Raw genomic sequence first — 14,126 nt, 5'->3', positions numbered from 1 at the left:
CATGAAAAAGACGATACTCTTTTTTATTTATTCACTTTTCTTGAGCAGCATTCCCATGTTGGCTCAAAACCTTCAACTCACGGTCAGGTATAACCTGGCCTTATCGCGTTATGAGGTATACGCATTACCGTCTTCGAGCAATGCAACTTTTTTCTGGGGGCCTTCCCAAATTTCTCTGGTCGTTCCAGCCTCAGTACCCAATGCTGATCTGGTCATTACCAGTGTGGAGGCAGGTGCCTGGGATGATAACTCCAATGCTTTTGCTCCGGGCGCAGCGCCCGGTAGCGATTTTCATGGAGTAGGTTCCCTGGGTGCCCCAGTCAACTTTACTTCAGGTGTGGAAAAGTTGATTTTTCACTTTACCCTGCCAGGAGGAGGTTGTGTTGAAGGAATTCGTTTGTTTAACAATGGGACTGATCCCAATTCCGCTGCACCAGGTATGGGTGGTGGAGATTACCGCAATACCGTTGTTGATGGTACGGCAACAGAGCGGTATGTCAATAACTTTGCCAACAACGGTACCGTTTGTACTGAAGTACCCATTAGCTGCGGTTGTTACAATGTGAGCGTCTCATTGGATGCCAATTGCCAGTTCACACTTACCCGCAACCTGGTATCCGATGGAAATACTTGTGCGGGAGCATATGTGCGGGTGATGGACAACAATCCGAGTAACAACGATGTCATTGATTGTGCTGGAGTTTGGACCTATGGATTGTTCAACCCTGATGGCACCATCATTTGCTGGGGTAAAGTAACTGCAGAAGACAAGACTGCACCAGCTCTGGTGTGTGCTCCTGCAGATTTCACTTTGGATTGCTACGATGTAAACTACGTGTTGAACAATCGTTTGACGATTGGTAACGTAGGTGCAACCAGCTCTCCACGTCCTGCTGCTACCAGTAGCCAAACCATCAACAACGCTGAAGGCGTTGCTGGAACTGGTGACAATTGCCAATTGGGCTTGATTCCTCCAGGTTTGGTTTCTGACAACATCAAAAACCTGGGTTATGCTTACTTCCGCGACAACTGCTACGCTTGCGGTTGCCGGGTAACCCTGAAGTGGACGGATAAAGTAGTGTTCTATTCCTGTGATCAAATGAGAACCAACGGCGGCATCTATGCGACCATCTCTCGCGAGTGGGTAGCTACTGATTGCAACGGCATGCGTTCTGACTATACTCAGAAGATTCACTTTACTCGTCCAGACATTGATGATTTTGTATTCAATGGTCCTGGCGAAGGCAAGTACGATCGGGTAAAAGAGTACAACTCCTGTACTCCCGACAAGAGCCTGATCAAGAAGGAAGATGTAACGCCATATGTATGCAGCTACTTCAACACGAGTGCCAACCCACGTTGTTTGTTCATCGACCAGGTTGAGTGCAACTATTCTGTAACGATCAAAGACACTGAGTTCCCAATCTGTGGGGGTAAGGGGGTGAAAATTGATCGAGAAATGTATGTATTTGACTGGTGTGCAGGTGGTATCGTAGATACTTTCCACATCCTGATCAAAATCGGTGATTTCACTGCTCCAACTTGTGAGTATGCACATGGTGCTCCTTACGACATCTCTACTGGCCCAATGGATTGCACCGCAGCCATTCCAGTAACTGTTGCTGGCATCAAAACTGCCTTTGGTGTAACCATCAAGGACAACTGTGCGCTGGGTAATGTAAGTGTAAGTGTTTACACCAAAGATCGTTATGTAAAAGGTATCCTTGTTTACGAAGGACCCGAAAACCCGTTCTGTCCTACGCCTCAAACTCAAGGAGCTGAACTGCGTGGTGACCATGATGCTTACCAATTGGGTGACTGTAGCAACAAGGCTATCTGCTGGGATAAGGTAGAATATGCTGTAATGAACGGCATGATGATCGGTCTTCCTGTTGGCCGTCACCTGATGGTGATTGACGCTTTCGATGGTTGCTACAATGCTTCCAAGTGCTGCTTTATCTTCGACGTGAAGGACAAGATTGCACCTGTAATGAAGTGTGACGATGACCTGCACATCACTTTGAGCAATGCCAATGGTTACACCAATGGTTATGCTCAGGTAAGTGCTGACGACATTGACGAAGGCAGCTGGGATAACTGCAAACTGGCTTGGATTGCAGTACGTCGCAACGTACCAACTGCTTGTGCAGCTAGCTTCATTGCTAAAGGATACGATACCAACAACAACGGCAAATTGGATCCTCTGCCAGCTGATGGCGACTGGACCAAAGCGGACGGTTTTGACCGCAACGGCGACGGCGACTTGGCGGACTTCGGTGAAACTTTCATCCTGAAGGGTGGCAAGTTGATGACTCCAATACAAGACATCGTTGAGTTCTTCTGCTGCGATTTGGCAGAGCGCGTAACGATCGAATTGTGGGGTGCTGACGTATATGGCAACACCAACTACTGCTGGGATGACGTGTTGATCGAAGACAAAGTGGCTCCAACTTGTTTGGCTCCATGGGATGTTACCGTTTATTGTGATGACAAAAACCTGGCTTCTATCGACAGCAAAGAAGGATCTGCTGCTGCATTCGGTGATGTAATCATTCCTTCCGGCAACGATTGTGCTGCTCTGGATACGGTTTACACCACTGAGAAGAAATTGAAGTGTGGCGCAGGCTATATCGACCGGATCTGGACTTTGACCAAAGAAACAGTTAAAGGCCCAATCAGCGTAACTTGTAAGCAGCGTGTCAACATTCTGCCAGTACACGAATACAACATTTGCTTCCCTAAAGACGTAGCTACTGATTGTAAGACTCCAATCATTGATACGGTTATCACCGACGAATTGGCTTGTGACATCTTGGCTGTAAACGTAAGCGACAAGCGTTACGATGCATCTGACGATGAGTGCTACAAGTTGTTCCGTACTTACTCTGTAATCAACTGGTGTACTTACGACGACCGTTGTGGTGACCCACTGCTCCAAACCAATATCTCGATCATCGATCGGGCAGTGTTTGGCAACTATGGCAAAGCTCCAATCTATCTGTTGGTTCGTGACCGTGAGCGTAACGTGCGTGATGGCATCGAAGAGTTCTACATCTCTAAGGACTTGATCCACAACAACGCTGATGATATCCGCGTCACCCCGCCTTATTGCGAAGTAGCAGGTGAATTCTACCACAGCTTCATCTATACCCAGATCATCAAGGTATACGATGACACTCGTCCAGTTGTAACTGCTGACCCAGCCAAATTCTGCATCCGCGAGGGTGGCGATTGTTTGGCCAACCTGAAAATGGTGATCACTGGTAAGGACAACTGTTCTGACAAAGTGACCCTGGAAACTCAGTACCTGATGATTGCTCCTGGTCAGACTTTGGATGCCAGCAAGATGATCCTGTACTCTACTCCACGCTGGAGCACCAAAGATTTGGGCAACGGCCAGTTCGAGATCAACGTTGCTAACTTGCCACAAGGCAAGCACGACCTGATCGTAGTTGTACGTGACGAGTGTGGTAACTTGAGTGTTGCAACTCGCATTCCATTCACAGTTGAAGACTGCAAAGGTCCGGCACCAATCTGTATCAACGGCTTGAGCACTGAACTGATGTCTGACGGCAACGGTGGTGGTATGATGGCAGTATGGGCATCTGACTTCGTTGCTTCGAAGATTTACGATTGCAACGGCCAAGGCCCAGAAACCAAGGATGGTTTGAAACTGGTTACCAAGTACTCGATCAACCGCGTAGGTAGCCCAGTAGTTTCTACTCAAACTGGTTTGAACCTGACTTGTGCTGACAAAGGCAAAGTAATTCTGGTTGAATTGCACGCATGGGATGAAGCCGGTAAGGATGACTTCTGCGTAACTTATGTGGAAGTTCAGGACAACCGCAGTGTTTGCCCAACTACCAATCCAATTAATGTAGGGTCAATCGCAGGTACGATTGCCACGGAATCCAGTGCCAAACTTCAGGCTGCCAGCATCACCTTGAGCGGTTCTGCTTCTCAAGCTGCTACAACTACTGCTGCCGGTGCTTACTCTTTTGGCAACCTGACAAAAGGAGCTGACTTCACGGTAACTCCACAATTGGACAAAGACCACGTCAACGGCGTAACCACCTTCGACCTGGTGTTGATCCAAAAGCACATTTTGAATGCACAGCTTTTGAACAGCCCATACAAATTGATCGCGGCAGATGCGAACAATTCCAAGTCGATTTCAACTTTGGACATGATCCAGATTCGGAAATTGATCTTGAACATTGATACACACTTTGCCAATAATACTTCCTGGAGATTCGTAGACGGAACCTATCAATTCCCTGATGCAAGTAATCCTTGGAGCGCTGCATTCCCTGAGGTAGTCAACGTAAATGACCTGGCTGGTGATGTAAGAGCCAATTTTGTAGCGATCAAGATTGGTGATGTCAATGGCAGTGCGAGCACGATAAGCGGAGCAACTTCCAGCGAATTGCGGAGCGGCAAAACCTTGCTGTTCAATACCGAAGAGCAAAGCCTGCAGGCCGGTCAACTCATTCAAGTGCCGATCAAGTTGAAAGCAGAAGAGGCCATTCAAGGCTGGCAGTTTACCCTCAATTGGGACGAATCTGCCTTGAGTCTGGAAGGCGTTGACTACGGTTTGGTGAAAGCAGACCAGACAGGTGTCTTCGCCGAGCGGGGTATGCTGACGACTTCCTGGAACGACCGGAATGCCAAACTGAAAGCGGAAGAAGTACTCTACACCTTGACTTTGCGGGCAAAACAAGCTGGGCAACTCAGCAAGTTGTTGCGTTTGAACAGCAGCTTGACTACTGCCGAAGCCTACAATGCACAGGATGAAGTAATCGGAGTACAACTCAACTTTAGCCAGGCACAAGTACAGGATCTTTACGTTTTGGAGCAAAACAATCCGAACCCATTTGTGGATGAAACCTCGATTGGTTTCTATTTGCCCAAAGCGAGTAGTGCAGTTCTTACGATTCGGGATGTAAAAGGAAGTTTGATCTACCGCAGCGAAGGTGACTATGCCAAAGGACGTAACCAAGTTACCCTGAGCAAGGCACAGTTGAACACAAGTGGCGTATTCTACTACACCTTACAAACCGACGCGTTTACGGAAACCCGTAAGATGGTTTTAACCAACAAATAAACTTGTTATATTAAAGGGTATGCGTACTCGTGTACCCTTTATTTACTGGATCGTATTTTGTTATTAGCAAACTTTCAGGCGTGTCTCTCCCAAAAGAGACACGCTTTTTTTGTTGCCCTCGCTAATCCAAGCCTTCCATCACTTTTTGAACAGCTTCTATATCCAAATCCAAAATCGCTGCAATTTTCTCCGCTTCCAGACCCAATTGTGCAAGCTCAGGTACCGCATGTTTGAGCAACTCTTCTTTGAGTTTGATTTCACCCAATTCAATTCCCTGCTCAATTCCTTGCTCAATTCCTTGTTTTTTAATTTCTTCCAAAATTGCTTCCTCGATTCCCATTGGTTTATCGGCTTTGATGAATTGATTTAAATCCTGTTCAAATTTAAACAGGTTTTCTGAATTTGTAAAGGGCACGAAGTACTTTATGAAGTTGATAATACTGACGATCTTTTCGCGGCTGACTTTACGTTTCAACAAACGTTTGACCAAATTCAACTTTGTGGAATACAACTGATCATCCGTTTTTTTCTTACCAAAATGCTGCCAGGCAGCCTCCATGACCGCCGCAAAAGGATTGGCATCTTTAGCCAAGGTTTCAGGATGGTGGTCACGTAAAACATAGGAATTAAATCGATAGATCACCTCCGTTCCCAGAAAGTTTTCTGCAAACTGCGAGTAGTGATACCTGCGATTCCAATCAGTGTAAATCGCCAAACCAGTCACTGGCTGCTGGTATTTGTCGCGAATGCGGTACATGTACTCAAACATCCTGGCCGCGAACTGGATATCTTGATAGCCTTGGACTTCTACGTGGATCAAAAACCAGGCTTCCAAGCCATCCTTCAACCACACCCGAATGAGTTTGTCTGCATGTCGGTTTTGCCCAGGGTTGTCAGGAATGAGTTTTTGTAGCTCGGTATCCAGAAATTCAAAGCCACGCTCAAAATCAATCTTCTTCACATAGTTTGGAAAGAAATACCGGATGAAATCATCTACCAGATTTTCAATGATTCCCTTCCATAAAATGTCTTTTGAAATGGACATAAACTCTTGATTGAAGCAGCAAGGTAAGGAAGCACTGAGCTGGGATCAAGCCACTTTTGACAGGTTTTGACCAGGGCAAATTGAGCGGATTAAAAGTCGATTGGAACAAAGAGAATGGCTAAATAAATCACCACTTTTTATTTGGCACATTCTACCCCATTCCCTACCTTCGCCCCCGATCTACGGTGCCATACCACCCGGCGGGTGGTGCATGGCTTAATAGGGAATCCGGTGCAAAACCGGAGCTGTCCCCGCAACTGTAAGTTTCAATTAGGCTGTGCGCACAGTCTTTTTAGTTGCTGCCCTTTTCTGGCCACTGGAGCAAATCTCAACTCCGGGAAGGCTGGCCGCAATGAAACGAGCCAGGAGACCTGCCGCTGATAATCCTTAGTCGACACCCGCGGACGGACGGGTTTGGGCCGAGTGCTTGTCACCTTATTACTTATGGCTAAACGGGCTTCCACTGCGGAACAGCTTCGGGGTATGCCACAATTTTTAACCATGTTTAAAGCATTCAACGTGCTGGCGCTGACACTAAGTCTATGTGCAGTTCCAGGATTCCTTTTTTCCCAAAACAATGCAGTAGCAGATTCTGTAAAACAACTCGATCAGGTAGTCATCACCGCCACCAAACACGAGCGCAAGCAAAGCCAAACCGGTAAAGTACTCACTGTGATCAGCGCCGAAGTTTTGGGGCGCTCTTCCGGTCAAACCCTGGCTGAGCTGCTCAATCGCCAGGTCGGTATCATCATCAACGGCGCTCAAAACAACCTGGGGACCAACCAGAATGTCTACATTCGGGGTGCCGGAATTGGTTATTCGCTGATTTTACTGGATGGAATTCCCCTCAACGATCCTTCCAATTTGGCCAACAATTTTGACTTGAACCTCATCCCCATCGATCAAATCGAACGCATCGAAATCCTGAAAGGTGGACAATCCACCCTGTATGGTTCTGATGCCCTGGCAGGAGTCATCAATATCATCAGCAAAAAAAGTTTTCAAAAGCCTCTGGAGCTTCAAGCTATGCTGGGAGCGGGCAGTTACGGCACCTGGAAGGGAAATCTTAGTCTGGGAGGGCAAACTGAAAAAACCAGCTACAGCGCTCAGTTCAGTCGTTTGAACAGCCAGGGTTTTTCCTCGGCTTTTGATGAAAAGGGGGTGGGCAATTTTGACAAGGATGGTTTTGTGGAAAACAATTTTAGCGCTCAGCTTAAACAACGTATTGTACCTGGCCTTTTGCTAAAAGGTTTACTCAACTACAATACCTATACTGCGGACATTGACGCAGGTGCATTCGTAGATGACCAGGATTATACCACCTCCAGCAGCAACCTCCAGGGAGGAGCAGGACTGATTCTTGACAAACAAAACCTGCGCCTGACTGCAAACTTTGTCCTCAACATCACGGAGCGAAATTTTGAGGACGATTCCATTTCAGTACCCGCTTCTGCATTCGACAAATATTCCCGTACTGACTACGTGGGCAGCTCCAATTTTTTGGAAACCTATGGCAATTTTAAGTTTGGACAAAAAATGGACTTACTGCTTGGTGTCGAATACCGCAACCAAAACATGAATCAGCTGTACCACTCGGTCAGTGATTTTGGAGCGTATTTTGACGATTTACGAGCCTATTTGACCCAATCCAGCCTTTTTAGCACTTACGCCTCATTAAATGTGTCGAAGCTTGGTGTTTTTGGTTTTGAGCTTGGAGGAAGGTTTAATCAACATTCAGAATTTGGGACTTACACAACTTACAATGTAAATCCCTATATTTTTCTTGACCAACAATTTAAAGCCTTTGTTAACCTGTCGAGTAGTTTCAAAGCCCCTACACAGTATCAGCTTTTCTCCGACTATGGCAACCTGAAACTGAGGCCAGAAACAGGCACCAACTTTGAAGCAGGAGCACAATGGTTCCGCAAGGATCAATCCGCACAATTTCGGGCAGTTTATTTCCAACGTTCCATGAAGGATGTGATAGCTTTCCTCTCTACTGTATTTCCTCCTTTTGGTCAATACCTCAATTTTAACCAACAGGACGACGCGGGCTTGGAACTGGAAGGGCAAATGCAATGGAGCAAATTCAAGCTGGGTTTTAACTACACCTATGTGGACGGTCAGGTGACCACAAAATTAAACTCAGGCCGGGACACCACTTATTTTAACCTGCTTCGCCGCCCAAAACACGCTGTGAACCTGAACGTGGGCTACAGTTTGAGCAAAAAATGGGAGGCCAGTCTTTCTGTACGCAGTGTTAGCAGACGCATCGACAGTTATTTTAACAGCAGTACTTTCGAATCTTCCGAAGTAGAGTTGGATCCCTACCTGACCCTTGATTTGTACCAGGAATACCGCATCAAACCGAACCTGAAAGTCTTTTTGGATTTGCGCAACCTGAGCAATCAAAAGTTGCTTGACCTTTACGGGTACAATTCCCGGAGGTTTAATTTTATGCTGGGTTTGCAGGGGAAGTTTTAATGAGGAACAGCACTTATTTTTGCCCCACTACTAAAATTCCGCCCCGAAAGTTTAAAACTTTCGGGGCGGTCGAGTAAAGCGAATCATCCCCCCACTTCCTCCAACAACCAACTCCGGTTGATCACACTATCCGTTGCCTCTATTTTTGCCCGTAAAGCTTTTAATTTCTCTTCCAGGACACTGCGGGTATACATTCCATGGTGTTTTAATTCCACCAGCTTTTTGGCAAAGCGCAAAAAATTGGTGTATTCCTTGCGCTGGCTTGGCGACATTTTTTTATTCCGCATCACAAAAATACGGAAGGTCTCGATGAGGGACATCAATGCTTCGGTATCCTTGAGGGCGTAATAAGTACGCAACATCAAGAAGTTGGAGTTCAAATAATACATCACATCCGTGAACTGTACGTGCAACAGATTGGACAGAACCTGCTTGTATTGTTTTTTATTGTAGAACAAATAGGCCAGGTTGTAATTGTAAACATTGTCCCGCTTTGAAACCGGGAGCAACATTTTGTATTCCTGTAAGAAATTTTCCGTCCAGTCAAACTCGCGCAAGTTTCCGCCCAAAGTGGCGATGTTTTTGTAGTTGTACTCGGTGATCATTCCGTTGCTCAACAAGAGTTTGGTTTCCAGACCCCGTTTGTACAAATCAAACAACTCGCGTTTGTAGTCTTCATCGCCCATCATACTGCGCCGAATACAATAATTACTGGCAAAGCCATACAAATCCTGCTTTGCTTCGGGGCTAAAATGATCAAAGGATTCGTTGAGCATCTTTTTGAGCTCCAGGTAATGGACTGGATTCCCCTCATCCCGCATGGTTTGTAAGATGGTCCAGTAGAGTCGGATCGACCAATCCTGGTCACTTGCAGGGGTATCGATGTAATGAGATTGAATGTGCTCCAACAAAGGCGTGAGCAGCCCAAAATCATAATGGGTATTGACCTGCATGGAGTTGGCGGTCAGGTGGCAGCAGTTGCGAAGCTTCTCAATCAAAAAAGAGCGATCGAGGTGGTCCAGCATGGCCTGGAAAGTTTCCGTTTTGGTTCTATCCACATAATGGCCACCGTAATACCCCAGGTTGTAATCCATCCGGTAGTGTGCGTGATGGAAAAAATAATCTTCATATTTTTGATCGGCCAGGTGCTTTTCCAGCAATTTGGCACGATTATTCATGAGTTCGAACTGGTTGCGCTCAAAAGTGGCCTCCAAGGTGTACAAGTCTTCCAACAAAGGTTGTTTTTCGATGTAGTCTATTGCCAAAAACCGATGGAACAGTTTTTTAAGATTCGACATCACATTGTGCAACTTCTGTTCGTCAAAAGTACTTTTCGGGAAGATTTTTTGGTAGACCTTCTCCCGATTTAAAGGGGCATCACCTTTGGCAACTGACTTTAGGACCAACTCCAGCAAGTCTATGGTGGGTTTGTGCTGGTTAAAAAAAGGCGATTGCACCAACTGGCGAAGGCGTTCACGGTCGCGTGGACCCAATTCTGCGATATATTTTACAAGTTTACTGTCCTTCATAAAAAGCTAAAAAATTATTTTTTGGGCTAAAAAATGGGTTTAAAAAAATGATTTACAGCATATTAGCTTGTTGTGTGTGCTGAGAATAAGTCCAGTAAGATAGTTAATTGTACTTAATTTCACAATATCCTCCTCCTACATTTGTATCATGAAGAAGGACAAACAACATCCTTTGGAATAAAAAACGGCTCACGCTGGCAAATTGTAATTCCGACGACGACGACCTAATTTTTTTTTTAGACGACAAGGACCAACACTGACAAATTGTTTTTTCCCATTGAATGTAAAAATTTTCGGCGCCCCCAACGCCTTTCTTTTTGGGGAGTTATAATCTCATGAGTGCGTTGGAAGGGTTCCGTAAATACTATTGCGGAACCCTTTTTTTTTACTTTAAGCATTCACCAGCTTCAATGGTGAGTGACATCTACCCTTTTTATACCTTCAAATCCAGGGCAATGCCTACATCCACGGGGCAATGCCCTTTTTTATGTGCACCAAATATAGAAAGAGGCTGCTTCGCATTTTTGTACGAAGCAGCCTCTTTTGTTATCAGCACATAATTATTTGCGCCAAGGCAAACTATTCACCTTTTTGCCAATGCCATAACCCAAAGCAACCCCGGATGTCGCATCCATACGGAAGTGAACCCCGATTGGTAAGCGGGAATAAGCATTTTCTTCAGCCATTTGGCGGAAGCTGTTAAAGGAACGAGGCTTGCCGATGAATTCGGTACGACCTTCATGGCAACGGTCGGTAAATTGGTAATTTTCCCCAAACAGGCCTGAGAAAATTTCGGCAGCAACCGCCCCAAAAGTAGCATGACCCGAAGGATACGCTGGGAACGGTGGGGTGAAATAACGGCCAGAACCATCGGGGCACATCACCGAATTCCAGGTGCTTGCACCAGGCATTACCTCGCGAATATAATCGATTGGACGTTCGTAATTGTAAGTGAATTTTTGATGCCAGGCACGGATACCCGCATCACAAAGCCCTAGGCCGACCCGGGCGTATACTTCTACCGCTTCACCCAGGCTCAATTTTTCTTTTTCGATCAATTGATTGGCCACTGCAATAAAGCGGCCCGCAGGAGTAAAGGTCAGCGTTGCACAATCATCGCTCCAGAAATCGGCAATCCAATGTTCACTTGGTGCACCTCCTGCTTTGATTTGATTGACCAATTTGAAAGGCTCCAGAGCTTGCTTGTAAATATCAGAGTTGGGATCAGTGCTGTAAGCCAGTGGCTCTGGGCACTTATCCGAAGCATCCGCTACAAAAGTCCGCACCTTGCCCCAATAAGGCAACAAAGCCGGAGAATAGTCAGGAAAAGTAGGTTGCCATTTGCCAGGGCCAGTTGGTGGAACATAGCTAGGGTCGGTAGTGCGCAAAAATGCCCCATCTCCGTCCTTATCCGTTCTGGACCAGTTGAATACCGCATCGGCTACCTGCCGGCCATAGTCCAGCGAACGCACATACACATCGTTGGGCACGGCGAAGCGAAACTTTTCATTGTTGTCCTGCTCAAGAGAGTATACCGCGAACAGCTGTGCTGCCGGTGCAGTAGGGTAAAAATGAGTGATCGAACGCGCATACGTGGCATTCAACACTGCCGGCCAGTAGTAGTCTTCATTGGCATTTGGTTCTGGAATGTCAAGGCCCTTAAAATAGGCGTCGAAAGAATTGTATTTGCTTGACATGCCGTTGACGATGGCCTCATAAGCCGCCAAACCGGTATAGCCTAATGTACGGGCAGCAATAGGAGGGCGGTACCCCGGAGTAAAACGTTCAACGTTCAATTGGATGTTGTTCCAGGCCAGGGCCAGTTCGTAGGTTTCCTTCAGGGGGTCACCTGTTGGATTTTCAATTACATCGGTAGGGTCATCTTTTTGGCAAGTAAACACTGCCACTGCGAGTAGGGCCACCATGGCCGCGTTACGAAGAGTGAGTAGCCAATTTCTCATAGGATTATTATTAACTTGTTAGAATGGATTAATCAGGTTATTGACAAGCCTCTTTGGCCGCATGCAAGAATTTTTTGTTCCATTGCAGGGCTGCCTGAGGGTTTTGTTGTTCCACTTTTATCAAAAAATCCAACACCCGTTTTTCATGTGTCTCTCGCTGCACTTTTAGTTCCATTACCTGTAGTGCGATTAAAGAATCAATTTGCCCACTGCGGGTAATCAAATTCAGGGAAACCGTATCAAGCGTGGTGTAAAAAATTTTGAATTGCTTCAAAAGACCAGCATTGCGGATTTGGATCATGTTCTCCCTGCGACCAGGAGGCATGGTATCCGGTAATACTTGATCGAGGCGAGTAGAAACTACATCCCAAAGCGAATCGATGGTACGTTCATAACGTTGATTGGTGCAATTGAGCTGCTTGCTTTCAGCCAAAAGGGGATTGCCTTCATCTTCGAACGGCAACTCTTTGGAACTACAAGCGCTGCATACCAGGCACATTACCAAAAAACGATACATATTCATACAAGCACTGATCAAAATCGGTTTTGAGAAAGCTCAACGTATTTCAGTGAGCAGGTAAATAGCCAGTAAGGGAGGAAACGATAACTAGATCAATCAGGAGAACCCAAAAGAATGATCAATACTGTAGGACGATTTTTTCTCGAATCAAAAGAATTACAAACAATTAGCTACAAATGTAAAAACTATGTCGTCAACTTGTCAAGTTTTGGCCTTTTTTTTTTCAAGGCACCTGATCTCTGGACTCAAGCCGAGGCTCTATATATTAAGGCGTAAGTTGCACACTTGTGTTTTTATAATCCCATTTGCTGGGCAAAAACTAAAAAACGGGAAAAAATCACTTTTTTAAAAGAAAAAAAGAGGAGTGAACTTCCTTAAAAAAGGAGATTTTAAATTGGTTTAATGAATTGATAATTAAATAGATGGATTAGATTCAATGAGGATAAAAAAACCAGTAATTTGAAAAGATGTACTTAGCAGTGGAGAAAAAAGATAAGACATTTGTATTGTCAGAAGGAAATAAGCGATCAACTACTAACAATCAGGACGACAAAACAGAACCTCAGTTAAAAACGCATTTATAATCCCGTGAACAAAACAATTTTTGTTTCTCAAAGATTTTTTTAGGATGTCAAACGAGATGTCCTTGGTATGTAGATAGCCTCTCAAAGCTCTTTTTGGAAAGCCGGTTGGGTTACCCGACCGGTTTTTTTATTTTTGTCTCAAAGCAAGTGCAAAATAAAGCTTTTCTTTACAACATTCAAGTATTATATAAAATTTTTTCTTAAATGAGCCAACACCTCGTTGCGCCTTCGCTTCTCGCCGCTGATTTTACTCAATTGGCCGCCGAAATGGACTTGGTCAATCGCAGTCAAGCCGATTGGTTACACTTCGATGTCATGGATGGGCGTTTTGTACCGAATATTTCATTCGGATTCCCACTATTGGAAGCAGTGCGAAAACTGTGCCAAAAACCCATTGATGTCCATTTAATGATCGTAGAACCCGAAAAATACATTTCTGAGTTTCGCGACCGGGGTGCCGATGTGATAACAGTGCACTACGAAGCCTGTACGCACCTTCACCGCACAATCCAGCAAATCAAAGCCAGTGGGGCCAAAGCTGGAGTAGCGTTGAATCCACATACCCCGGTGGAACTCCTGGACGATATCCTGGAAGATGTGGATTTGATTTTGATCATGTCAGTCAATCCGGGTTTTGGCGGACAAAAATTCATTTATCGCACCCTTCCTAAAATCCGCCGCTTAAAAGATCGTTTGATAGAGCGAAACCTCAATCCGCTGATCGAAATTGATGGTGGAGTTGGCTTACAGAACGCGGAAGAATTGCTCAAAGCTGGTGCCAATGTACTGGTGGCGGGCAATAGTGTTTTTGCAGCCAAAGATCCTGAAGCCACCATCGCCCAACTGAAGGCGATCGGAGAGGAGGTGTATAAATTTTAGGGCGGCTGCCCCTGTAGAGA

The 14,126-nt window shown here is 45.6% G+C and carries 7 protein-coding genes and 1 riboswitch; of the genes, 3 read left to right on the top strand and 4 right to left on the bottom strand.

Annotated elements, in window-relative coordinates:
- The first annotated feature begins 1 nt into the window (after window position 1).
- Complete coding sequence (locus ACO08K_RS02500; RefSeq protein ID WP_421794812.1) at window positions 2-5,104, top strand: cohesin domain-containing protein; 5,103 nt, start codon at window positions 2-4, stop codon at window positions 5,102-5,104.
- A gap of 121 nt (window positions 5,105-5,225) precedes the next feature.
- Here the strand turns inward: ACO08K_RS02500 and ACO08K_RS02495 are convergent, their stop codons facing one another.
- Complete coding sequence (locus tag ACO08K_RS02495) at window positions 5,226-6,149, bottom strand: Rpn family recombination-promoting nuclease/putative transposase (protein ID WP_421794811.1); 924 nt, start codon at window positions 6,147-6,149, stop codon at window positions 5,226-5,228.
- 166 nt (window positions 6,150-6,315) lie between these two features.
- Window positions 6,316-6,542: riboswitch (cobalamin riboswitch) on the top strand.
- A gap of 108 nt (window positions 6,543-6,650) precedes the next feature.
- Here ACO08K_RS02495 and ACO08K_RS02490 point away from each other — a divergent pair.
- The gene (locus ACO08K_RS02490; RefSeq protein ID WP_421794810.1) at window positions 6,651-8,633 is read left to right on the top strand and encodes a TonB-dependent receptor plug domain-containing protein; all 1,983 of its coding nucleotides are present in this window, start codon (window positions 6,651-6,653) and stop codon (window positions 8,631-8,633) included.
- A gap of 83 nt (window positions 8,634-8,716) precedes the next feature.
- Here ACO08K_RS02490 and ACO08K_RS02485 read toward each other — a convergent pair whose 3' ends face one another.
- The 3 genes from ACO08K_RS02485 to ACO08K_RS02475 all read right to left on the bottom strand — a co-directional run bounded on the left by ACO08K_RS02485 (window position 8,717) and on the right by ACO08K_RS02475 (window position 12,646).
- Window positions 8,717-10,162 carry a hypothetical protein gene (locus ACO08K_RS02485; RefSeq protein ID WP_421794809.1) on the bottom strand — a complete coding sequence of 482 codons (1,446 nt, stop codon included), beginning with the start codon at window positions 10,160-10,162 and terminating at the stop codon, window positions 8,717-8,719.
- Window positions 10,163-10,722: 560 nt separating this feature from the next.
- Complete coding sequence (locus tag ACO08K_RS02480; protein WP_421794808.1) at window positions 10,723-12,123, bottom strand: phosphatase PAP2 family protein; 1,401 nt, start codon at window positions 12,121-12,123, stop codon at window positions 10,723-10,725.
- Between the two features lie 37 nt (window positions 12,124-12,160).
- Window positions 12,161-12,646, bottom strand: coding sequence for a hypothetical protein (locus tag ACO08K_RS02475; RefSeq protein WP_421794807.1), 486 nt, complete (start codon window positions 12,644-12,646; stop codon window positions 12,161-12,163).
- Between the two features lie 785 nt (window positions 12,647-13,431).
- Here ACO08K_RS02475 and rpe point away from each other — a divergent pair.
- Complete coding sequence (gene rpe / locus ACO08K_RS02470) at window positions 13,432-14,106, top strand: ribulose-phosphate 3-epimerase (protein WP_421794806.1); 675 nt, start codon at window positions 13,432-13,434, stop codon at window positions 14,104-14,106.
- Window positions 14,107-14,126 lie beyond the last annotated feature (20 nt).

Source organism: Haliscomenobacter sp. (assembly GCF_965225875.1).
Classification (GTDB): domain Bacteria; phylum Bacteroidota; class Bacteroidia; order Chitinophagales; family Saprospiraceae; genus Haliscomenobacter.
The sequence above is the reverse complement of the archived record's forward strand: the minus strand, read 5'-3'. Positions and strand labels throughout refer to the sequence as shown.

Excerpts from the sequence above, each read along its gene's own strand:
- ACO08K_RS02500 (WP_421794812.1), top strand. The coding sequence starts at position 2 with ATGAAAAAGACGATACTCTTTTTTATTTATTCACTTTTCTTGAGCAGC.
- ACO08K_RS02490 (WP_421794810.1), top strand. The coding sequence starts at position 6,651 with ATGTTTAAAGCATTCAACGTGCTGGCGCTGACACTAAGTCTATGTGCA.
- rpe (WP_421794806.1), top strand. The coding sequence starts at position 13,432 with ATGAGCCAACACCTCGTTGCGCCTTCGCTTCTCGCCGCTGATTTTACT.
- ACO08K_RS02495 (WP_421794811.1), bottom strand. The coding sequence starts at position 6,149 with ATGTCCATTTCAAAAGACATTTTATGGAAGGGAATCATTGAAAATCTG.
- ACO08K_RS02485 (WP_421794809.1), bottom strand. The coding sequence starts at position 10,162 with ATGAAGGACAGTAAACTTGTAAAATATATCGCAGAATTGGGTCCACGC.
- ACO08K_RS02475 (WP_421794807.1), bottom strand. The coding sequence starts at position 12,646 with ATGAATATGTATCGTTTTTTGGTAATGTGCCTGGTATGCAGCGCTTGT.
- ACO08K_RS02480 (WP_421794808.1), bottom strand. The coding sequence starts at position 12,123 with ATGAGAAATTGGCTACTCACTCTTCGTAACGCGGCCATGGTGGCCCTA.